The following is a 21299-nucleotide window of genomic DNA, read 5'->3' as shown; positions in this document are numbered from 1 at the left end:
CGCCCAGGGTGCCGGCTCGCGGGTGAACGGTGCGAGGGGTTCCGGCGCGGCGTCCCGCCGGGCACTGTGGGAGGGAAGGGTTTCCCGGAGGAACGCCCAAGGCGGTGACAGGCACATGGCACTGGTAACGGCCACAGCCCCCTACGACCTGCGGTTCGACGCCGGACGCCTCTGCCTGGACCTCCTCGCCACCTCCCATCCCCGCGAACGGCTCGACGCCCTCGCCCCGTTGTGCGCCTGGATCACCGGCTCCGGCCTGGTCCCGCCGGGCACCCCGCTGACCCACGCCGACCCCTCCTGGCCGGGCGCCTTCCGCGAACTGCGCGCGAGCATCGCCCTGTTGGTGCGGGACTGGCTCACCCGCGACACCCTGCCCCCGTACGACCACACCCCCGCCCTGGTCCGCGTCAACGACGTCGCCCGCGCCGCGCCCCCGGCCCCCCGAGCCGTACGCCGAGAGGACGGCAGCCTCGTACGGGAGTTGGACGGGCCGCCGGAGTGCGCGGCGCTGCTCGCCGCCGTCGCCCGGGACGCCGTGGAACTGCTCACCGACCCGGCGGCCCGGGCGGGCCTGCGCCAGTGCGAGGGCGACAACTGCCCCATCGTGTACGTCGACACCTCCCGGGGACGCCGCAGGCGCTGGTGCTCCAGCGAGGTCTGCGGGAACCGCGAACGGGTCGCCCGGCACCGCCGACGGGCCGCCCTCGCCCGCGCGTGACGGACGGAGGCCCCAACTCCCCTGTCCGGTATGCCGTGTTCGCGACCACGCCGCCGAAGTGATTTCGATTACACGTCGTTTACCTTCGCGGAAGCATGGGCAGCGCGCGCCCACTTGACCATGTGGCGGGAATGTAAAGAAAGAGGGGTGGGAATGTGCCCCCATGTCCCCCTCGTCATGACACCTCGAAGAAAACTGTCGCCTCACTTTGAACACGCAACGCTCCTCTCCCGTACGGATGGTGGAGCGACCGAGTGGGGGAACCCCCGGACACCGGAGGTGGGCGTGCGCAAGGATGCGGCCGTGGCCAATGAACGTGGATCGAGGGCCCGACATCGCATGTCCCAGCCCTCGGAACCTGATGAGGAGCTGATGCGTGCTCTGTATCGGGAGCATGCCGGACCCCTCCTTGCTTATGTCCTGAGACTGGTTGCCGGCGACCGGCAGCGCGCCGAGGACGTCGTGCAAGAGACACTCATCCGTGCCTGGAAGAACGCCGGCCAGCTCAATCGAGCGACCGGATCGGTACGCCCCTGGCTGGTGACGGTCGCGCGCCGCATCGTCATCGACGGCCACCGAAGCCGGCAGGCCCGGCCGCAGGAGGTCGACCCGTCGCCGCTGGAGGTCATCCCCGCGGAGGACGAGATCGACAAGGCACTGTGGTTGATGACGCTGTCCGATGCGCTCGACGACCTGACCCCGGCCCACCGGGAGGTGCTCGTCGAGACGTACTTCAAGGGGCGTACGGTCAATGAGGCTGCCGAGACCCTGGGCATACCCAGCGGCACCGTTCGCTCACGGGTGTTCTACGCCCTGCGGTCGATGAAGCTGGCTCTGGAGGAGCGGGGGGTGACGGCGTGATGAGCATGTACGGGGGGTTCGGAACGGGTGGTTCGGGTATGTCTGGGCCCATGCAGGGATCTGTGCAGGGATCTCCCAGCCCGAGCGAACACGAGACCGTCGGCGCCTACGCCCTCGGCATCCTCGACGACGCCGAGGCGACCGCCTTCGAAGCGCACCTCGCGGGCTGCGAGTGGTGCGCACAGCAGCTCGACGAGCTCGCCGGGATGGAGCCGATGCTGGCCGCGCTCGCGGACCTGCCGGGCTCCGGGACCCCCGCCATCGGCGAGTCCCTGTCCGCCAAGCCCAGCCCGCGCATCGTGGACCGGCTGGTCGACGAGGTCTCCGAGCGCCGCGCCGCCAAGAAGCGCCGCTCCTTCTTCATGCTCGCGGCGGCGGCAGCGCTGATCGTCAGCGGACCGCTGGCCGTGCTGGCGGCCTCCGGCGGCGACAGCGGCGGCGAGACGCCCCGCACCCTCGCCGCCAACTCCGCCCAGTCGGTCTTCGAGTCCCTCCAGACCAAGGTCTCCGGCACCGACCCGTCCACCCAGGTCTCGGGCACCGTCGCGATGCAGGAGAAGGCCTGGGGCACCGAGGCGGTCATCGAGCTGAAGAACGTCAAGGGCCCGTTGAAGTGCTCCTTCATCGCCGTCGGCAAGAACGGCGAGCGAGAGACGCTTTCCTCCTGGTCCGTCCCGGAATGGGGCTACGGCATCCCCGGCGCCACGGCCGACAAGGGCAAGCTGCCCCTGTACGTCCAGGGCGGCGCGGCCTTCGCCCCCGACGAGATCGACCACTTCGAGGTCATGACCTTCGACGGCAAGAAGCTCGTCGAGATCGACGCGTAGGGGCCCGCCCCTCGCCTCCACCGGCCCCCTTCGCGTACGGTTGACGGCTGCCCAGCACGTCAGAAGGGGGCCCGGTGGCCGCTCAGGCTCAACAGGAAACCGCGGTTCACGACCCCGCACAGGACTCTGTGCGGGAGCGCGAGATCAGCGTCGAACAGGAACACCTCGACCGGGTGTACCGGCGTCTCGAGGAGAAGATCCACGAGGCGGAGTTCCTCATGAACGACGCGGCCAAGCGCGGTCAGGTCGGCACGCCCGGCGCCCTCGCCGAGCGGGACGCGCAGGTCTTCCGGGCGGGCGTCCACCTCAACCGGCTCAACAACGAGTTCGAGGACTTCCTCTTCGGCCGGATCGACCTGCTGCTCGGCAAGGACGGCAAGAAGGGCCCCGACGGCGCCTACACCGCCGTGGAGCCCGCCGAGGGCTCGGTGCGCCCCGACAACACCGCCGACATCGCCGAGACCCTGCACATCGGCCGCATCGGTGTCCTCGACGAGGACTACGCCCCGCTGGTCATCGACTGGCGGGCGCCGGCCGCCGCCCCCTTCTACCGCTCCACGCCGGTCGACCCCGGCCGGGTGGTGCGCCGGCGCGTCATCCGCTCCAAGGGCCGCCGGGTCCTGGGTGTCGAGGACGACCTGATGCGCCCCGAGCTGACGGCCTTCCTCGACGGCCGGGAGCTCCCCGTCATCGGCGACGGCGCCCTCATGGCCGCCCTCGGCCAGGCCCGCAGCCACACCATGCGCGACATCGTCGCCTCCATCCAGGCCGAACAGGACCTGGTGATCCGCGCCCCCGCCGCCTCCGTGACCTACGTCGAGGGCGGTCCCGGCACCGGCAAGACGGCCGTCGCCCTGCACCGCGCGGCCTACCTCCTCTACCAGGACCGGCGCCGGTACGCGGGCGGCATCCTGATCGTCTCGCCCACGCCCCTGCTCGTGGCCTACACCGAAGGCGTCCTGCCCTCCCTCGGCGAGGAGGGCCAGGTCGCCATCCGTGCCATCGGCTCCCTGGTCGACGGCGCGGAGGCCACCCTCTACGACTCCCCCTCGGTGGCCCGCGCCAAGGGCTCCCACCGCATGCTGAAGGTCCTGCGCAAGGCGGCCCGCGGTGCTCTGGAACTGGGCCCGGACGGCCGCGGCCCGGCCGCCTCCGGCGCCCTGCGCGGCCCGCGGCCGACGGGAGAGGGACAGCTCGCCCTCGGGGACGACGGCCAGGCCGCGACCCCGGGCGGACCGCCCACCCGGCTGCGGGTCGTCGCCTTCGGGCGGCGGCTGGAGCTGGAGGCCGCCGACCTGGACCGGATCCGGCAGGCCGCCCTCGGCGGGACCGCCCCGGTCAACCTGCTGCGGCCCCGCGCCCGCAAGCTGCTGCTGGACGCCCTGTGGGAGCGCTCCGGGGCCGCCGGCCGGCACACCGACCCCGAGCTGGCCGCCGAACTGCGGTCCTCCTTCGACGAGGACGTCACCGGCGAGGACTCCTTCATCACGTTCCTCGACGCCTGGTGGCCGGAGCTGACGCCCCGGGCCGTGCTCGCCGCCATGGCGGACGAACGGCGGCTCGGGCGGTGGGCCCGGCGCATCCTCACTCCCGGCGAGGTCCGCCGGGTCGCCCGGTCCCTCCGGCGCGACGGCCACTCCGTGCACGACATCGCGATGCTCGACGAGCTCCAGGCGATCCTCGGCGCCCCGGCCCGCCCGAAGAAGCGCCGCGAACTCGACCCGCTGGACCAGCTCACCGGCCTGGAGGAGCTGATGCCGGTGCGCGAGGAGTCACAGCGCGAGCGGGCCGAACGCCTCGCGCAGGAACGCACCGAGTACGCGCACGTCATCGTCGACGAGGCGCAGGACCTCACGCCGATGCAGTGGCGCATGGTCGGCCGCCGCGGCCGGCACGCCACCTGGACGGTCGTCGGCGACCCCGCGCAGTCCTCCTGGTCCGACCCGGACGAGGCCGCCGAGGCCCGCGACGAGGCCCTCGGCACCCGTCCGCGCCGCCGCTTCCAGCTCACCGTCAACTACCGCAACCCGGCCGAGATCGCCCAGCTCGCCGCGAAGGTGCTGGCCCTGGCCATGCCCGGCGCCGAGTCCCCGACCGCGGTCCGCTCCACCGGCGTCGTCCCTCGCTTCACCGCAGTCGAGGGCACGCTCGGCGCGACCGTGCGCGCGGAGGCCGAACGGCTCCTGGAGCGGGTCGACGGGACCGTCGGCGTCGTCGTCGCGATGAACCGCCGCGAGGAGGCCCGCCGCTGGCTCACCGGCCTCGGCGAGCGGATCGTCGCCCTCGGCAGCCTGGAGGCCAAGGGCCTGGAGTACGACGCGACGGTGGTCGTCTCGCCCGCGGAGATCGCCGACGAGTCCCCGGCCGGCCTGCGCGTGCTGTACGTGGCCCTGACCCGGGCGACCCAGCAGCTGACGGTCGTCTCCGGGGAGCGCGACGAACCCGACGCGGCGGGAGTGCCGGACCTCCTCAGAGACTGACCGGGACGACCCGGGAGCCGCTTCGAACAATTGATTCCCGCGAACTGTCCCGGACGGGAATGGTCTTGCCGGATCCGTTTGTTAGCCTGGGTGTGACACCGGCTCGATCCAAGCCCCCGGGCCCAACCTTCGTCGCCACGAGCGACCACTTGCCGCGAGGCGAGCATGGCGGGTCGGTGTCATGAACGTCGGGAAGAGGCCCGCGTCACTCTGTGACGTGGGCCTCTTCTCTTGGCGCTTCCTGGAATGTGTGGCGAACAAAACGTTCGCAATCCACGCGCGGCTAACTCCTACTCGGCGGTAGGTGCGACGATCGGACGGCACAACTCAGCGACGTGAAAGCAGAGGAAGTCGGCCATGGCAACGGCGCCCAGCGTCTCCTACTCGATGACGATCCGGTTGGAGGTGCCCGCGAGCGGAACCGCCGTCTCGCAGCTCACCACCGCCGTGGAGTCCTCCGGAGGCTCGGTGACCGGCCTCGACGTCACCGCGTCCGGACACGAGAAGCTCCGGATCGACGTCACGATCGCGGCCACCTCGACCGCGCACGCCGACGAGATCGTCGAACAGCTCCGCGGCATCGAGGGCGTCACGCTCGGCAAGGTCTCCGACCGTACGTTCCTCATGCACCTCGGCGGCAAGATCGAGATGGCGTCGAAGCACCCCATCCGCAACCGTGACGACCTCTCCATGGTCTACACGCCGGGTGTGGCCCGCGTCTGCATGGCGATCGCCGAGAACCCCGAGGACGCCCGCCGCCTCACCATCAAGCGCAACTCCGTTGCGGTCGTGACGGACGGCTCCGCCGTGCTCGGCCTCGGCAACATCGGCCCCAAGGCCGCGCTGCCCGTCATGGAGGGCAAGGCCGCCCTCTTCAAGCGGTTCGCCGGCATCGACGCCTGGCCGATCTGCCTGGACACCCAGGACACCGACGCGATCGTCGAGATCGTCAAGGCGATCGCCCCCGGCTTCGCCGGCATCAACCTGGAGGACATCTCCGCCCCCCGCTGCTTCGAGATCGAGGCACGGCTGCGCGAGGCCCTCGACATCCCCGTCTTCCACGACGACCAGCACGGCACCGCGATCGTCGTCCTCGCCGCCCTCACCAACGCGCTGCGCGTCGCGGGCAAGGCGATCGAGAACATCCGCGTGGTCATGTCCGGTGCCGGCGCGGCCGGTACGGCCATCCTCAAGCTGCTGATCGCGGCGGGCGTCAAGAACGCCGTCGTCGCCGACATCCACGGCGTCGTCCACGCCGGCCGCGAGGACCTGGTGGACGCCGCCCCGGACTCGGCGCTGCGCTGGATCGCCGACAACACCAACCCCGAGGGCCTCACCGGCACCCTGAAGGAGGCCGTGCACGGCGCCGACGTCTTCATCGGCGTCTCCGCCCCGAACGTCCTCGACGGCGACGACGTGGCCGCCATGGCCGACGACGCGATCGTGTTCGCGCTCGCGAACCCGGACCCCGAGGTGGACCCGGCAATCGCCCGTCAGACGGCGGCGGTTGTGGCCACCGGCCGCTCCGACTTCCCGAACCAGATCAACAACGTGCTGGTCTTCCCGGGTGTCTTCCGCGGCCTGCTGGACGCCCAGTCGCGTACGGTGAACACCGAGATGATGCTCGCGGCCGCGAAGGCCCTCGCCGACGTGGTGACCGAGGACGAGCTGAACCCCAACTACATCATCCCCAGCGTCTTCAACGACAAGGTCGCGGGTGCGGTGGCCGGCGCGGTGCGCGAGGCCGCGAAGGCGGCGGGCGCCACGGTGTCGTCGTAGTCGGCGTCGGGCCGAGCGGGGGCTGTGAGGATCGCCACGGCAGCCCCCGTACCGGCGCGTCGCGGAACCGAGGCTCCCGGGCGCCCCTCTAGGGTTGCGGCCGGGCAAGGCGCTTTCGTGTGACTCCCAAGGGTGTTCTCACGACTCCTGCGGGTGCCGGATTGGCTTTCCCGCCGCAGGTGGGGGCAGGATGCGTCCCTGGGCGCGAGCGCATCGGCTTCGCTGTGCCACATGTGCGGCCTGGCCGCACGGCACGCCCCAACGGCAAGATGAACACGGGAGTAACAACATGAACCGCAGTGAGCTGGTGGCCGCGCTGGCCGACCGCGCCGAGGTGACCCGCAAGGACGCCGACGCCGTCCTGGCCGCGTTCGCCGAGGTCGTGGGCGACATCGTCTCCAAGGGCGACGAGAAGGTCACGATCCCCGGCTTCCTGACCTTCGAGCGCACCCACCGTGCCGCTCGCACCGCGCGCAACCCGCAGACCGGCGACCCGATCCAGATCCCGGCCGGCTACAGCGTGAAGGTCTCCGCGGGCTCGAAGCTCAAGGAAGCCGCCAAGGGCAAGTAAGCGCTCCGCCGAGAGCGCCGTGGGCAACTGCGGGCCGCCTGTGGCCGGTCGCGCAGTTCCCCGCGCTCCTTCAGGGGCGCGTCCGCCGAGGGCGCAGAAACGCCGATGGGGCGGCCACCCGGATCCGGGTGGCCGCCCCATCGGCGTCTCCGCGCGCTCAGCCCAGCGCCTTGCCGGGCAGTTCCACCTTCGCGCCCAGCTCGACGAGCTTCTCCATGAAGTTCTCGTAGCCGCGGTTGATCAGGTCGATGCCGTGGACGCGGGACGTGCCCTGGGCCGCGAGAGCGGCGATCAGGTACGAGAAGCCGCCGCGCAGGTCCGGGATGACCAGGTCGGCGCCCTGGAGCTTGGTGGGGCCGGAGACGACCGCGGAGTGCAGGAAGTTGCGCTGGCCGAAGCGGCAGTCCGAGCCGCCCAGGCACTCGCGGTAGAGCTGGATGTGGGCGCCCATCTGGTTGAGCGCGGAGGTGAAGCCGAGACGGGACTCGTAGACCGTCTCGTGGATGATCGACAGGCCCGTGGCCTGGGTGAGGGCGACGACCAGCGGCTGCTGCCAGTCGGTCTGGAAACCGGGGTGGACGTCCGTCTCCAGGGCGATGGACTTCAACTGGCCGCCGGGGTGCCAGAACCGGATGCCCTCGTCGTCGATCTGGAAGGCGCCGCCGACCTTCCGGTAGGTGTTCAGGAACGTCATCATCGACCGCTGCTGGGCGCCGCGGACGTAGATGTTGCCCTCCGTCGCCAGCGCCGCGGAAGCCCACGACGCTGCCTCCAGGCGGTCCGCGAGGGCCGCGTGGGTGTAGCCGCCGAGCTTCTCCACACCGGTGATGCGGATCGTGCGGTCGGTGTCCATCGCGATGATGGCGCCCATCTTCTGCAGGACGCAGATGAGGTCCTCGATCTCGGGCTCCACCGCCGCGTTGGACAGCTCCGTGACGCCCTCCGCCAGGACCGCCGTCAGCAGCACCTGCTCGGTCGCGCCGACCGACGGGTACGGCAGCCGGATCTTCGTGCCGCGCAGCCGCTGCGGGGCCTCAAGGTACTGGCCGTCCGCCCGCTTCTCGATCTTCGCGCCGAACTGGCGCAGCACGTCGAAGTGGAAGTCGATGGGCCGGCCGCCGATGTCGCAGCCGCCGAGGCCGGGGATGAAGGCGTGCCCGAGGCGGTGCAGCAGCGGTCCGCAGAACAGGATCGGGATACGGCTGGAGCCCGCGTGCGCGTCGATGTCGGCGACGTTCGCGCTCTCGACGTACGTCGGGTCGAGCACCAGCTCGCCGGGCTCCTCGCCCGGACGGACCGTCACCCCGTGCAGTTGCAGCAGGCCGCGTACGACCCGCACGTCACGGATGTCCGGAACATTGCGCAGCCGACTCGGCTCACTGCCCAGCAGGGCGGCGACCATGGCCTTGGGTACCAGGTTCTTCGCACCGCGGACACGGATCTCGCCCTCCAGCGGGGTGCCGCCGTGGACAAGCAGTACGTCGTCAGAGCCGTTGACGGTCATGTATCTCGCGTTCCATGGGATGGGGAAGGGCCGGAGAGAGACAGAGTAATCGCCGCGCACCCCCGTCCTGTAAGCCCGAGGACGGCCCAGGGACGTCATAGCTGTGTCACAACACGAACCGTTCCCCACCGGGCACGTGCCGTCACGGGCGGGGCACGTGCGCGTACGGCGCACCCGTGCGCCCTGAGCTGCCTTCACTCGCTGAGCCCGATTGGCTCCCCATGTGACGGGAAGATGCGGGATCATGTCTGGCATGACCGAGGTGTCCTCGCTCACAGGGCGGCTGCTCGTGGCAACCCCCGCCCTGGCGGACCCGAACTTCGACCGTGCGGTGGTGCTCCTTCTCGACCACGACGAGGAGGGCTCGCTCGGTGTCGTCCTCAACCGCCCCACGCCGGTGGGCGTGGGCGACATCCTGGAGGACTGGGCGGATCTCACCGGTGAACCGGGCGTCGTCTTCCAGGGCGGCCCGGTCTCCCTCGACTCCGCGCTCGGCGTCGCCGTGATCCCAGGCGGCTCCTCGGGGGCCGACGGCGCCCCCCTGGGCTGGCGGCGGGTGCACGGCGCGATCGGCCTCGTCGATCTGGAGGCGCCGCCGGAGCTGCTCGCCTCCGCGCTGGGCAGCCTGCGGATCTTCGCCGGATACGCCGGCTGGGGGCCCGGCCAGCTCGAGGACGAGCTGGTGGACGGCGCCTGGTACGTCGTCGAGTCCGAGCCGGGCGACGTCTCCTCGCCGTCCCCGGAGAGACTCTGGCGCGAGGTGCTGCGCCGGCAGCGCAACGAGCTGGCGATGGTGGCGACGTACCCGGACGACCCTTCGCTCAACTGATGTCCGCGCGCTTCAGTACCCTGGGGCCTATGAGCACTCTCGAGCCCGAGCGCGGCACCGGTACGGGGACCCTCGTAGAGCCGACGCCGCAGGTGTCGCACGGCGACGGTGACCACGAGCGCTTCGCGCACTACGTCCAGAAGGACAAGATCATGGCGAGCGCCCTCGACGGGACCCCCGTCGTGGCGCTGTGCGGCAAGGTGTGGGTGCCCGGCCGCGACCCGAAGAAGTACCCCGTGTGCCCGATGTGCAAGGAGATCTACGACTCCATGGACTCGGGAGGGGACGACCAGGGCAAGGGCGACAAGTGACCGCCTGACCGGACCCTGGTCCGACGACGCGAAGGCCCTCAGGGCGCGCTTCGGTGCGCCCTGAGGGCCTTCGCGTGGTTCTGCCGCCGTCTCCGCGTTGCGCGGAGTGCGTCGGCCGGTCACCCTCGGAGGAACGCGGAGGGAAATTCCGGTCGGGGCCGTGACGCTGCCCGTCCTGCCCGGATTCCTCGCGGCGCGTGTTCGAACAGCAGGAATTCGGCCGTCACTTCCTCAACGGCCTTGTCGTCGCGGGAACGGTGGTGATCTTCTCGGCGCTGATCGCGTTTCTCGCCGCGACCGCCGTCACGCGATTCCGCTTCCACTTCCGGACGACTTTGCTGATCATGTTCCTGGTGGCCCGGACGGTGTCCGCGGAGGCACGGATGCTCCCGCTGTTCCTCCTCATGCGGGACTTCGGTCAGCCGAACACACTGTTTTCCTTCCGCAGAGCGGTGAAGGGCTGACGACATGGGTTTCGAGGATCTGATTCCGGCGCCGCGCAAGGGCTGGTGGGTGCCGCCGACGCCGGGACTGTACCCGCTGGACGAGGAGACCGTGCTGCACGCCGGGCCCGGCGCCGAGCGGGTCGCGCGCTGGCTGCGCGGCACGCTCGGCGCCGCCACCGGACTGCCGTTCGACGAGGGGCTGAACGACAACGGCATCGTGCTGCGGATCGATCCGCAGCTGGCCGCGGAGGCCTACCGCGTCGTCGTCGACGGATATGCGATCCGTATCGACGGCGGCAGCGCGGCGGGCGTCTTCTGGGGCGCGCAGACCTTCCGCCAGTTGCTGGATCCGGACGTCTACCGGCGTGCCCCGATCGACCCCGGACGCCGCGAGTGGCACGTGCCGATGGTGGTGATCGAGGATTCCCCGCGCTTCCCCTGGCGCGGTCTCCTCCTCGACGTCGCCCGGCACTTCATGCCGAAGGAAGGCGTCCTGCGGTACCTGGACCTGATGGCCGCGCACAAACTCAACGTCCTCCACTTCCACCTGACCGACGATCAGGGCTGGCGCATCGAGATCCGGCGCCACCCGAGACTCACCGAGGTCGGCTCCTGGCGGGCGCGGACGAAATTCGGCCACCGGTTCTCACCACTGTGGGACGACAAGCCGCACGGCGGCTTCTACACGCGCGACGACATCCGGGAGATCGTCGCCTACGCCGCCGAGCGGCATATCACCGTCGTCCCGGAAATCGATCTGCCGGGCCACTCGCAGGCCGCCATCGCCGCGTATCCGGAACTCGGCAACACCGATGTCATCGACACCACCGCCCTCACCGTCTGGGACACCTGGGGGATCAGTCCCAACGTACTCGCGCCCACCGACAACACCCTGCGCTTCTACGAGGGGGTGTTCGAAGAAGTGCTGGAGTTGTTTCCGGGCGAGTTCGTCCATGTGGGCGGCGACGAATGCCCCAAGGAGCAGTGGCGGCGCTCACCCACCGCGCGGGCCCGCGTCAAGGAGCTCGGGCTCGCGAACGAGGACGAGCTCCAGGCCTGGTTCATCGGCCACTTCGACGCGTGGCTGACCGCGCGCGGGCGCCGGCTCATCGGCTGGGACGAGATCCTGGAGGGCGGTCTCGCGGCGGGCGCGACCGTGTCGTCGTGGCGCGGGTACGCGGGCGGGATCGCCGCCGCGCGCGCGGGTCACGACGTCGTCATGTGCCCCGAGCAGCACGTCTACCTGGACCACCGGCAGGACGGCGGCCCGGACGAGCCGGTGCCGATCGGGTACGTGCGCACCCTGGAGGACGTCTACCGGTTCGAGCCCGTGCCGCCGGAGTTGACGCCGGAGGAGGCCGGGCACGTCCTGGGCGCGCAGGCCAACCTGTGGACCGAGGCGACGGAGGACCACGCGCGCGTGGACTACCAGGCCTTTCCGCGGCTCGCCGCCTTCGCCGAGGTCGCCTGGAGCGGCCTGCCGGCCCCGGCGGAGCGGGACTTCGCGGACTTCGAGCGGCGGATGGGCGTCCACTACGCGCGACTTGACGCCCTGGGCGTGGCCTACCGGCCGCCCGCCGGTCCGCGGCCGTGGCAGCGGCGGCCCGGCGTGCTGGGGCGGCCGCTCGACGGGCCGCCCCCCGAGGGGTGAGACGGGTGGGCCGGGCGGTGACCGCGGGCGTCACGGAAAAACCCCGGCAGGGTCACCGAAGAGTGGCAATTCGAGCACACCGGCGATGGCGTGCGAAACCGGACCATCCCGCTGGTGAGGTGGGCGAATGCCTCCTAGCGGACCCCCGCGCTCGGGCCTCACGAAGATGTGCCAGAGTTGCCACGTCCGCCCTGTCAGCACGTACCGTACGGCAACACAGGTGGGACCAGGTGGGGCAGCGGGAAGGGGCAGCCGGTTTTGACCACGCACGCACCGCAGGCGGCGCAGGCCGTCACGCTGCCCACGACGCTGGACGAGGCGGTGGCGGCCCTCGCGGCCATGCCGGCCGCCGTTCCCGTGGCAGGCGGCACCGATCTGATGGCGGCCGTCAACTCCGGGCAGCTCAGGCCCGCCGCGCTGGTCGGCCTCGGCCGGATCAGCGAGATCCGTGGCTGGCAGTACCTGGACGGTCACGCCCTGCTCGGTGCCGGGCTCACGCACGCGCGCATGGGCCGCCCGGACTTCGCCGCGCTGATCCCGGCGCTCGCCGCCGCCGCGCGCGCCGCCGGACCGCCGCACATCCGCAACGCGGGCACCCTGGGCGGCAACATCGCCTCCGCCGCCCCCACGGGCGACGCGCTGCCCGTCCTGGCGGCCCTGGAGGCGACACTGATCGTCGCGGGCCCGGGCGGGGCCCGCCGGGAGATCCCCGTGTCGCACCTGCTGGCGGGCATGGAGATGCTGCGCGGCGGCGAACTCATCGGGTACGTGCGCGTGCCGCTGCTGCACGCCCCCCAGGTCTTCCTGAAGGCGACCGGCCGCACCGGTCCCGGCCGGGCCGTCGCGTCCGTCGCCCTCGTCCTCGACCCCGCCCGGCGCGGCGTCCGGTGCGCCGTCGGCGCCATAGCGCCGATGCCGCTGAGGCCCCTGGACGCCGAGCAGTGGGTCGCCGGGCTCATCGACTGGGACAACAGCCGCACGCTCGTCCCCGAGGCCCTGCACGCCTTCGGCGAGTACGTCGCCGCCGCCTGCATCCCCGATCCGGTCCCGGCCGAGGACGGTTCCGTGCCACAGCTTCCGCCCGCCGTACTGCACCTGCGGCGCACCGTCGCCGCGCTGGCCCGACGAGCACTGGGGAGGGCGCTGTCGTGACCGACGACCAGTACGACCAGCACGACCAGCACGGACAGCACGACCAGCACGACCAGCACGACCAGCAGGGACAGCGGGACGGGCACGGACAGGGCGTGCCCCCGGGCGGCGGCCGCTGGGACCCGCTGCCCCAGGGCGACTACGACGACGGCGCCACCGCCTTCGTGAAGCTTCCCGAGGGCGGCATCGACGCCCTGCTCTCCGGCGACAGCCCGCTCGCCGCGCCCGGCCACGGGTACGTGCCGCCGCGGATAACGGCCACGCCTCCCGCCGCCGACCCGGCGGGCACCGGCACGGGCGGGTGGGCGGCACCGGCCGGCGGCACCGAGTGGCCGGCTCCGCCCGCCGACGGGACGTCCGGCGGCGACCGGTTCACGTACACGCCCGGCGCGACCGGCCAGTGGGCCTTCGAGGACACCGCGCCGGAGTCCGCCCCGGCCCCCGGCCACGACGTGACCGGCCAGTGGTCGATCCCGGTCGCCGGCGGCGACCTGCCGGACGAGTCGGGCGAGTTCACCACCTCGGCCCTGGTCGAGCAGTGGAACGGCGCCCCTCCGGCGACACTGCCGGGCGGCGCGCCCGCACCCTGGGCGACGGAACCGGCGAACCCGTCCGGCGACGGATGGGGGCAGCAGCCCGGCACACCCGGCCCCGGCGCGGACGAACCGGGGCGCGGGCCCGAGCCGGCGCCGGACACGCCCGCGTTCGGACACGCCCCCGCCGACCAGCCGTACGAGCCTCTCCCGCCCGCCCCTGAGGCCACCCCGGGCGCTCCCGCCCCCGAGGCCGCCTACGAGGCCCTGGAAGCCGCCCAGGAGGCCACGGAGGCCGCCCACGAGGCGGTGCGGGCCGTCCACGAGGCGGCGGACGCGGTGGACGCCGTACCGGCGCCCACCGAGATGTCCGACGGCCCCGACGCGGAGCCCGACCCGCCGCGCGCGGACGCGGCGGAGGAACCGGCACCCGACGACGGCACGGACACTTCCACGCGCGTGGACGGCACGGACAGCACCGGTGGTCCGGGCGGCGAGGCGGCACCGGACGAGGCACCGGCCCCGGAACCCGAAGCCGCCCCGGAGACCCCGCCCCCGCACGAGGAGCACCCCCTCGCCTCCTACGTCCTGCGCGTCAACGGCTCCGACCGGCCCGTCACCGACGCGTGGATCGGCGAGTCGCTGCTCTACGTGCTGCGCGAGCGCCTCGGCCTCGCGGGCGCCAAGGACGGCTGCTCGCAGGGCGAGTGCGGGGCCTGCAACGTCCAGGTGGACGGGCGTCTCGTCGCCTCCTGCCTGGTCCCGGCCGTCACCGCGGCCGGCAGCGAGGTCCGCACCGTCGAGGGCCTGGCCACCGACGGGCAGCCCTCGGACGTGCAGCGGGCGCTCGCCCGGTGCGGCGCCGTGCAGTGCGGCTTCTGCGTGCCGGGCATGGCGATGACCGTGCACGACCTGCTGGAGGGCAACCCGGCGCCCACCGAGCTGGAGACCCGCCAGGCGCTCTGCGGCAACCTGTGCCGCTGCTCCGGCTACCGGGGCGTCGTCCAGGCCGTGAAGGACGTCGTCGCCGAACGCGAGGCGCACGCGGCGGCCGGGAGTGAGACGGACGGCGACGAGGCCCGTATTCCGCACCAGGCGGGTCCGGGCGCCGGCGGCGTCCACCCGTCGGCGTTCGAGAACCCGGCGCAGCCGCACCCGCACGACCAGGCGTACGGACAGGCCCAGGACGGAGGCCAGGCGTGAGCAACGAAGCAGCCACCGCGACGACCCCCGCGGAGGCCGCCCCGGCCCCCGAGCCGATCCCGCACGGCCTCGGCGCCTCCCTGCCGCCCGCCGACGCCCGCGCCAAGACGGAGGGCACCTTCCCGTACGCGGCCGACCTGTGGGCCGAGGGCCTGCTGTGGGCGGCCGTCCTGCGCTCCCCGCACGCACGCGCGCGCATCGTCTCCATCGACACCTCCCACGCGCGCGAGATGCCCGGCGTCCGGGCCGTCGTCACGCACGAGGACGTCCCCGGCACCCCGCTGCACGGACGCGGCAGGGTCGACCGCCCGGTGTTCGCCTCCGACGTCGTACGCCACCACGGCGAGCCCATCGCGGCCGTCGCCGCCGACCACCCGGACACCGCGCGGATGGCCGCGGCGGCCGTCATCGTCGAGTACGAGGTGCTCGACCCGGTCATCGACCCCGAGCAGGCCTTCGAGGCCGAGCCGCTGCACCCCGACGGCAACCTGATCCGGCACATCCCGCTCCACCACGGCGACCCGGGCGCCTCCGGCGAGATCGTCGTCGAGGGCCAGTACCGCATCGGACGGGCCGACCCCGCCCCGATCGGCGCCGAGGCCGGGCTCGCCGTACCGCGCCCGGACGGCGGCGTGGAGCTGTACCTCGCCTCCACCGACCCGCACACCGACCGCAACACCGCCGCAGCCTGCTACGGCCTGTCCCCCGAACGGGTGAAGATCGTCGTCACCGGGGTGCCCGGTGCCACCGCCGACCGCGAGGACCAGGGCTTCCAGCTGCCGCTCGGCCTGCTGGCGCTGAAGACCGGCTGCCCGGTGAAGCTCACGGCGACCCGCGAGGAGTCCTTCCTCGGCCACACCCACCGCCACCCCACGCTGCTCAGATACCGCCACCACGCCGACGCCGAGGGCCGGCTGGTCAAGGTCGAGGCGCAGATCCTGCTGGACGCGGGCGCCTACGCCGACACCTCCTCGGAGGCCCTGGCCGCCGCCGTCTCCTTCGCCTGCGGCCCCTATGTCGTCCCGAACGCCTTCATCGAGGGCTGGGCCGTGCGCACCAACAACCCGCCGTCCGGTCATGTCCGTGGCGAGGGCGCGATGCAGGTGTGCGCCGCGTACGAGGCGCAGATGGACAAGCTGGCGAAGAAGCTCGGCCTGGACCCGGCGGAGCTGCGCCTGCGCAACGTCATGGCCACCGGCGACGTGCTGCCCACCGGTCAGACGGTGACCTGCCCGGCGCCGGTCGCCGAACTCCTCCAGGCGGTCCAGGAGTTCCCGCTGCCGGCGCTGCCCAAGGACACGCCCGAGGAGGACTGGCTGCTGCCCGGCGGCCCCGAGGGCGCGGGCGAGCCGGGCGCGGTGCGCCGGGGCGTCGGCTACGGCCTGGGCATGGTGCACATGCTCGGCGCGGAGGGCGCGGACGAGGTCTCCACGGCCACGGTCAAGGTCCAGGACGGCGTCGCGACCGTCCTGTGCGCGGCCGTCGAGACCGGGCAGGGCTTCACGACCCTGGCCCGCCAGATCGTGCAGGAGACCCTCGGCGTCGACGAGGTGCACGTCGCGCCCGTGGACACCGACCAGCCTCCGGCGGGCGCGGGCTGCCGGGGCCGCCACACCTGGGTATCGGGCGGCGCGGTGGAGCGCGCGGCGAAGATGGTCCGCACCCAGCTCCTGCAACCCCTGGCCCACAAGTTCGGCATGTCCACCGAACTGCTCCAGATCACCGACGGCAAGATCACCTCGTACGACGGTGTCCTGTCGACCACCGTCGCCGAGGAACTGCTCGGCAAGGAGCTGTGGGCGACGGCGCAGTGCCGGCCGCATCCGACCGAGCCGCTGGACGCCTCCGGCCAGGGCGACGCGTTCGTGGGCCTGGCGTTCTGCGCGATCCGCGCGGTGGTGGACGTCGACATCGAGCTGGGCTCGGTGCGGGTGGTGGAGCTGGCGGTCGCCCAGGACGTGGGCCGGGTCCTCAACCCGGCGCAGCTGGAGGCCCGGATCGAGGCGGGCGTGACGCAGGGCGTGGGCATCGCCCTCACCGAGAACCTCCGCACCCCGCGCGGCCTGATCCGCCACCCCGACCTCACCGGCTACGCGCTCCCCACGGCCCTGGACGCACCCGACATCCGGATCGTCAAGCTGGTCGAGGAACGGGACGTCGTCGCCCCCTTCGGCGCGAAGGCGGTCAGCGCGGTGCCGGTGGTGACCTCACCGGCGGCGATCGCCTCGGCCGTGCGCGCCGCGACGGGCCGCCCGGTGAACCGGCTGCCGATAAGGCCGCAGGCGGCGGTGGTGACGGCGCAGTGAGCGGGCCGCAGCCGGATCCGCAGCGCTACGAACCCCCGCCGGGCGTGGGCAAGGTGCTGCTGTGGGTCCTGCTGTTCCTGTGCGCGGCGGTCGTGGTGGTGCTGGGCGGCGTGTACCTGTCGTGAACGGCGTGGTCCTCGTCACGGGCGTGATGGCGTCGGGCAGGTCGACGGTCGCGCAGGCCCTGGCCGAACGCCTCGCCGCCGGCTGACGGGCCCCGGGCTGCCGGGCGTCGGCGCGCTGCGACTGCGTCTGCGGTACCGGCTGTCGGCACGGGCGGCGGACACGTACGCGCCCGCCGGCTTCACGGCGGTCGTGCAGGTCGTGCGGGACGTCGTCCTTAGCCCGCACCTGACGGAGTATGTGGAGACGGTCCGCACCCGCCCCCCGCACGTGGTGGTGCCGGCGCCGTCCGCCGAGGCGGTGGCCGCGCGCGCGGCGGCCCGTGCGAGGACGGGCCACGGCGCCGGCTGGACGGTCGCCGCCCTGGACACGGAACTGCGCACCCGCCCCCCCCGCGTATCGGACTGTGGCTGGACACCAAGGAGTCGACGGGTGGGGGAGACGGTGGAGGCGATCCCGGCGGGAAGGCAACGCGCACGCGTCGTCTGACGTCTACTCGGGCGAGGGCCCGTTGTCAGTGGTGCCGCGTAGTGTTCGAGGAAGTGGAACAGCGGCGGGCGGGGCGACGCGGCCCGCCGCCGGTGACGGCACACTTCACGCACGGGGGAACCGATGGGCACGACCGGGACCGCCGCCGGTACGGCGGTGATCACCTTCACCGAGGCCGAGCTGGATCCGTACGTCACACACGCGCCGACGCGCCGCTGGCTGACGGGCCCCGGGCTGCCGGGCGTCGGCGCGCTGCTGACGTTCGACACGCTGCGCGTGGCCGGTCTGCGCACGGTCGCCGACTCCACCGGCGACCCCGGCCACGGCCTCGCCGAGGACCTGCGGGACCAGCTCGTCATCGGAGGCCTCGTCGGCATCGACGGCCCGGAGACGGAGTCGGTGCTGCTCGACGGCGCCACGGGCGAGATCACCACGACGTACTTCTTCCACGACCGCCCCGACCTGATGGACCGCCGCCCCCTGGCGCCGTCCCTCCAGACGCTGCTGAGCTTCGCCACGGCGGCCGACGAACTGGCGGCGCTGCGTGGCCAGTTCGCGGCCTACGCGGGCCGCTACGGCCCCGAGGCGGTCGCGGACGCGACGGCCCAGCTCCTGGCGCTGTACGAGTCCGGTACGGACGGCAAGGTGCCGCCGTTCTGGCGGCTGGCGGCGGTGATCCGCCCCCTCGCCCTGATCGCCGGCCCCGGCACCCGCTCCGGCCTGGCCCTGGACCTCCCGCCCCGCCTCCTGGACGACGAGTTCGGCTCCCGCCGCATCGTCCGCTTCGAGGACGTCGACTTCCCCACCGCCCTCACCCACGAGCCGACCCGCCGCTTCCTGCGCGAGGTGGGCCTGCCGGAGGAGTGCGCCTGGTTCACCCTCGACACCGACGCCCCCCTGCCCACGCTCACCGAACACGGGGCGGACACCCCCGAGGCGGCCCTCCCCGCGGACGCGGCCCACCTGATCCGCCTCGGCCACCTCGTCGAGGACACGAGCCTGGTCGTGGACGGCACGACGGGCGCGGTCCTCACCTGGAGCGGCACGGACGCGCGGCTGCGCCCCCTGAACGCCGACATCTCCACCCTCGCCGTCACCCTCTGGCTGATCCAACACGCCAAGTCCCTGGACACCGACCACGACCTCACCGAGGCCTACGACCAACTCGCCGCCACCCTGACCCGCACCCTGGCGGTGCTCGACCCCCTCTCCTGCGACCGCACCCCGGCCCTGCCGGGGGACGACGGCTGGCGGTACTGGCCGGGCGTGTTCGAGGACGAGGCGGGCGGCGGCCTGTACGCGTAGGCGACGACAACCACCTGCGGAACGGCCCGCCCCGTGACAGGGTGTGGGCATGCTGATCCGAAAGGCCGATGCCGCGTAGGCGTCCGAAGGTGGTGCGCGCCGAGCGGTGGCGGCCACGCAGACACGTTCCCGTCCAGCGCATCCCCGGTGTCTCCGCCCTGACGCGTGCCGCCGTTCGCCGCCTCGAGGACGAACGGCTGGAACCCGACGCCGTCGCGCGGGCCCTGTCCCGCTGCGAGCGGGAGCTCAGGCGGCCGGGCCGCTACCTGGGCGCTCCCGAGGTGTGGCAGCCGGGCCTCGAGTTCGAGGACGCCCGCGACACGTTGCAGGAAGCCCTGCACCACCTGCCCCACGGCGCCCGCCGGGACCTGGGACGCCTGGTCCTCCGCGTGGACGCCGAGTTCGAGCGCCGGACCCTGCCGGATCCCGGAGCGGTGCCCCTGTGGACGGCGGGCCGCTGGTGGTGGTGGCGCATCCGGGAACTATGAAGCCCTACACCCAGATCGATCCGACGCCCCGAGCCCCACCACAGCCGGAGCGCACCCGACCGCGAGGAGATGGGAGCGGTGAGGCCGGGCCTCGGCCACCTCCCCGCCCGGTAGCCCGCCGCCGTGGAGGTACGCGGTGGTGAACGCTTTCTCCCCGTCGGGGACTTGCGTATGGAGGCCGTGGCGGGGATCGAACCCGCGTTACTCGCTTTGCAGGTCTGTTCGTACTGGTCAGGCCGTGATCCCAAGCTGTTCACCCACGTTCATCCCCACGCTTCCACCGGCGGCGCGGACCGCCGTGAGCAACGGACGGGCATGAATGAGACGGAAACTGAGACGGAGCCGACCCGCCTCAGCACTCCGAGCAGGCATTTTGGCGCAGCGAAATCTCCACTACCTCATCAAGCCGGCCCGCCTGCGGCGGGCCGCGCGCGCTGGCGGCCACGGGCCGCCGCCGCTCCATGTCTCCGCCACCGCTCCGGCGGCCCGCGCCACTCAGCGCGCAACACCGCCAAGGTGGACAGCCAGAGCACCCAGCGACCCGACCAGCCCGAGCGCCAGGACCAGGCCGAAGAGGTCGAGCGACGGCCGCACGTGTACCTGTCGTCCGCCCCGCCAAGAGAGGCTCAGAGCCGAGATAAGCGCCGTCCGAACGTTCCCCACGCGCAGGCACGCGGAGGTGCGGACCGTGACGTGCTGAAAAAGCGTGGCTGAGGCCCGTACGGGGTTGATGGAGGCACACGTGGCGGGTGCTCTTTCGGCGTACCCGTCGTAGTAGCTGACTTTCGGTGGCCCAGGTCAGAAATTGGTTTCCTTTGGCTGGACTGCATCGGTGGACCCCTCTAGTTAGGCAACGCACTGGCCACGGTGGACACAGTTGCGGGGTCAACCTGCTCTTGCCTCCTGCGCCACCATGGTGGCAGGCTCTCAACCTAGAATTGGATGTTTCCCACTCTGTAGCGCAGAGTGTATGCGCTGTCTTCCGTCAGGAGCTCGACGGTCTTGCTACCTGTTCCGGCCTCGCTGGCCTTGATTCGCACTGTTCCGAGCGCGTCGGTCGGGAGTCCAGGCGGATCTATCTCGATCAGGTTCAAGACGATCGAAGCCCCGTTGATGGGGACCTGTGTGTTGAGCTGAGCATCTTGCCCCGCTCCCATGGCGACGGCGCCTGACGGCGGCCAAACTTGGCCAGTCGGCCCTGTGATGGCCACTTCGTCCTTGTTGCCCTCGAGTACAGTCTCTCTCGGGTCGTCGCAGTGCAGATTCTCGAGCAGAGCTACGGCACCCATGACACCCTCCATCGCCCGATCCGGTTTTGTACTGGTGACTTGCGTCAATCACACGACCCTGTAGCTCAGAGTGTATGAAGTTTCGCTGGTCAGGAACGCCTTCTTTTTGGTGCCGGACCCGGCTTCGCTCGCGTTGATTTTCACCGATCCGAGATCATCCCCTGCGGATCCGTCCGGGGGATCTTTCTCGATGAGCCTCAAAGTGACTGAACCATTTACAGGAACCTGAACATTCATGGGTACGTCTTGGCCCGCCGAAATCGAGAAGATGCCAGCAGACGGCCACACCTGACCCCCGGGGCCGGTGATGACAACCTCATCCTTACTCTCCTGCGGACTATCGCAGTGCAGATTATGAAGAAACGCTGTCACGCCCATGGCAATCTCCCGCTGCTTCGATCCTCTTATCTCCAGCAGACCACTCCTGACTGGGT

At 72.0% G+C, this 21299-nt stretch carries 18 protein-coding genes and 2 pseudogenes; 17 read left to right on the top strand and 3 right to left on the bottom strand.

The window, feature by feature from the left end; all coding sequences use genetic code 11:
- Window positions 1-115: 115 nt before the first annotated feature.
- The 6 genes from ALMP_RS22100 to ALMP_RS22075 all read left to right on the top strand — a co-directional run bounded on the left by ALMP_RS22100 (window position 116) and on the right by ALMP_RS22075 (window position 7236).
- Entirely contained in the window at window positions 116-718 is a 603-nt protein-coding gene (locus ALMP_RS22100) for an ABATE domain-containing protein (RefSeq protein ID WP_264930904.1), read from the top strand.
- 339 nt (window positions 719-1057) lie between these two features.
- Entirely contained in the window at window positions 1058-1579 is a 522-nt protein-coding gene (locus ALMP_RS22095) for a sigma-70 family RNA polymerase sigma factor (RefSeq protein ID WP_010039908.1), read from the top strand.
- A 50-nt stretch (window positions 1580-1629) separates the two neighbouring features.
- Entirely contained in the window at window positions 1630-2406 is a 777-nt protein-coding gene (locus ALMP_RS22090) for a zf-HC2 domain-containing protein (protein ID WP_309299517.1), read from the top strand.
- Window positions 2407-2480: 74 nt separating this feature from the next.
- Window positions 2481-4886, top strand: coding sequence for a UvrD-helicase domain-containing protein (locus tag ALMP_RS22085; RefSeq protein ID WP_264930902.1), 2406 nt, complete (start codon window positions 2481-2483; stop codon window positions 4884-4886).
- 357 nt (window positions 4887-5243) lie between these two features.
- Entirely contained in the window at window positions 5244-6665 is a 1422-nt protein-coding gene (locus ALMP_RS22080) for an NAD-dependent malic enzyme (protein ID WP_264930899.1), read from the top strand.
- 289 nt (window positions 6666-6954) lie between these two features.
- Window positions 6955-7236, top strand: a complete 282-nt coding sequence (locus tag ALMP_RS22075; protein ID WP_004000874.1) for an HU family DNA-binding protein — start codon at window positions 6955-6957, stop codon at window positions 7234-7236.
- 157 nt (window positions 7237-7393) lie between these two features.
- Here ALMP_RS22075 and murA read toward each other — a convergent pair whose 3' ends face one another.
- Complete coding sequence (gene murA, locus ALMP_RS22070; RefSeq protein WP_264930888.1) at window positions 7394-8740, bottom strand: UDP-N-acetylglucosamine 1-carboxyvinyltransferase; 1347 nt, start codon at window positions 8738-8740, stop codon at window positions 7394-7396.
- Window positions 8741-8993: 253 nt separating this feature from the next.
- Between murA and ALMP_RS22065 the strand changes: the two genes are divergently transcribed.
- From ALMP_RS22065 to ALMP_RS22015, 11 genes and pseudogenes are all read left to right on the top strand, one after another.
- Entirely contained in the window at window positions 8994-9569 is a 576-nt protein-coding gene (locus ALMP_RS22065) for a YqgE/AlgH family protein (protein WP_264930886.1), read from the top strand.
- Between the two features lie 29 nt (window positions 9570-9598).
- A complete protein-coding gene (locus tag ALMP_RS22060; RefSeq protein ID WP_264930884.1) occupies window positions 9599-9880 on the top strand; it encodes a DUF3039 domain-containing protein in 282 nt (93 codons plus the stop codon).
- A gap of 182 nt (window positions 9881-10062) precedes the next feature.
- Window positions 10063-10320, top strand: a pseudogene (locus ALMP_RS22055) (carbohydrate ABC transporter permease); the annotation flags it as partial.
- A 28-nt stretch (window positions 10321-10348) separates the two neighbouring features.
- Window positions 10349-11977 (top strand): beta-N-acetylhexosaminidase, encoded by a 1629-nt coding sequence (locus tag ALMP_RS22050; protein WP_264930883.1) that lies wholly within the window; start codon window positions 10349-10351, stop codon window positions 11975-11977.
- Window positions 11978-12235: 258 nt separating this feature from the next.
- Window positions 12236-13129 carry a xanthine dehydrogenase family protein subunit M gene (locus tag ALMP_RS22045; protein ID WP_264930882.1) on the top strand — a complete coding sequence of 298 codons (894 nt, stop codon included), beginning with the start codon at window positions 12236-12238 and terminating at the stop codon, window positions 13127-13129.
- Between the two features lie 95 nt (window positions 13130-13224).
- Window positions 13225-14865, top strand: a complete 1641-nt coding sequence (locus ALMP_RS22040; RefSeq protein ID WP_264930979.1) for a 2Fe-2S iron-sulfur cluster-binding protein — start codon at window positions 13225-13227, stop codon at window positions 14863-14865.
- Window positions 14862-17171 (top strand): xanthine dehydrogenase family protein molybdopterin-binding subunit, encoded by a 2310-nt coding sequence (locus ALMP_RS22035; protein WP_264930880.1) that lies wholly within the window; start codon window positions 14862-14864, stop codon window positions 17169-17171. Before ALMP_RS22040 ends, ALMP_RS22035 begins: the two co-directional genes overlap by 4 nt.
- Complete coding sequence (locus tag ALMP_RS22030; protein ID WP_264930879.1) at window positions 17168-17296, top strand: hypothetical protein; 129 nt, start codon at window positions 17168-17170, stop codon at window positions 17294-17296. Before ALMP_RS22035 ends, ALMP_RS22030 begins: the two co-directional genes overlap by 4 nt.
- Window positions 17293-17783 (top strand): annotated as a pseudogene (locus tag ALMP_RS22025) (phosphotransferase). Before ALMP_RS22030 ends, ALMP_RS22025 begins: the two are co-directional and overlap by 4 nt.
- A gap of 123 nt (window positions 17784-17906) precedes the next feature.
- Window positions 17907-19088: an SUKH-4 family immunity protein gene (locus ALMP_RS22020; protein WP_264930878.1), complete on the top strand. Its 1182-nt coding sequence runs from the start codon at window positions 17907-17909 to the stop codon at window positions 19086-19088.
- 68 nt (window positions 19089-19156) lie between these two features.
- Entirely contained in the window at window positions 19157-19576 is a 420-nt protein-coding gene (locus tag ALMP_RS22015; RefSeq protein WP_264930876.1) for a hypothetical protein, read from the top strand.
- A 932-nt stretch (window positions 19577-20508) separates the two neighbouring features.
- Here the strand turns inward: ALMP_RS22015 and ALMP_RS22010 are convergent.
- Both ALMP_RS22010 and ALMP_RS22005 read right to left on the bottom strand, forming a co-directional pair.
- Window positions 20509-20865, bottom strand: coding sequence for a hypothetical protein (locus tag ALMP_RS22010; protein ID WP_264930873.1), 357 nt, complete (start codon window positions 20863-20865; stop codon window positions 20509-20511).
- A gap of 48 nt (window positions 20866-20913) precedes the next feature.
- On the bottom strand, window positions 20914-21243 hold the full coding sequence (locus ALMP_RS22005; protein WP_264930872.1) for a hypothetical protein: 330 nt from the start codon (window positions 21241-21243) through the stop codon (window positions 20914-20916).
- Between the last annotated feature and the right edge of the window lie 56 nt (window positions 21244-21299).

Source organism: Streptomyces sp. A012304, from assembly GCF_026008495.1.
Classification (GTDB): domain Bacteria; phylum Actinomycetota; class Actinomycetes; order Streptomycetales; family Streptomycetaceae; genus Streptomyces.
Note: the sequence above shows the minus strand (reverse complement) of the source record. Positions and strands in the feature narration are given on the sequence as shown.

What these genes read in the sequence shown, in the direction of transcription:
- ALMP_RS22060 (WP_264930884.1), top strand. Translation starts at nt 9,599, where the DNA reads ATGAGCACTCTCGAGCCCGAGCGCGGCACCGGTACGGGGACCCTCGTA.
- ALMP_RS22090 (WP_309299517.1), top strand. Translation starts at nt 1,630, where the DNA reads ATGCAGGGATCTGTGCAGGGATCTCCCAGCCCGAGCGAACACGAGACC.
- ALMP_RS22020 (WP_264930878.1), top strand. Translation starts at nt 17,907, where the DNA reads ATGGGCACGACCGGGACCGCCGCCGGTACGGCGGTGATCACCTTCACC.
- ALMP_RS22050 (WP_264930883.1), top strand. Translation starts at nt 10,349, where the DNA reads ATGGGTTTCGAGGATCTGATTCCGGCGCCGCGCAAGGGCTGGTGGGTG.
- ALMP_RS22080 (WP_264930899.1), top strand. Translation starts at nt 5,244, where the DNA reads ATGGCAACGGCGCCCAGCGTCTCCTACTCGATGACGATCCGGTTGGAG.
- ALMP_RS22015 (WP_264930876.1), top strand. Translation starts at nt 19,157, where the DNA reads ATGCCGCGTAGGCGTCCGAAGGTGGTGCGCGCCGAGCGGTGGCGGCCA.
- ALMP_RS22010 (WP_264930873.1), bottom strand. Translation starts at nt 20,865, where the DNA reads ATGGGTGCCGTAGCTCTGCTCGAGAATCTGCACTGCGACGACCCGAGA.
- ALMP_RS22100 (WP_264930904.1), top strand. Translation starts at nt 116, where the DNA reads ATGGCACTGGTAACGGCCACAGCCCCCTACGACCTGCGGTTCGACGCC.
- ALMP_RS22005 (WP_264930872.1), bottom strand. Translation starts at nt 21,243, where the DNA reads ATGGGCGTGACAGCGTTTCTTCATAATCTGCACTGCGATAGTCCGCAG.
- ALMP_RS22065 (WP_264930886.1), top strand. Translation starts at nt 8,994, where the DNA reads ATGACCGAGGTGTCCTCGCTCACAGGGCGGCTGCTCGTGGCAACCCCC.
- ALMP_RS22095 (WP_010039908.1), top strand. Translation starts at nt 1,058, where the DNA reads ATGTCCCAGCCCTCGGAACCTGATGAGGAGCTGATGCGTGCTCTGTAT.
- murA (WP_264930888.1), bottom strand. Translation starts at nt 8,740, where the DNA reads ATGACCGTCAACGGCTCTGACGACGTACTGCTTGTCCACGGCGGCACC.
- ALMP_RS22075 (WP_004000874.1), top strand. Translation starts at nt 6,955, where the DNA reads ATGAACCGCAGTGAGCTGGTGGCCGCGCTGGCCGACCGCGCCGAGGTG.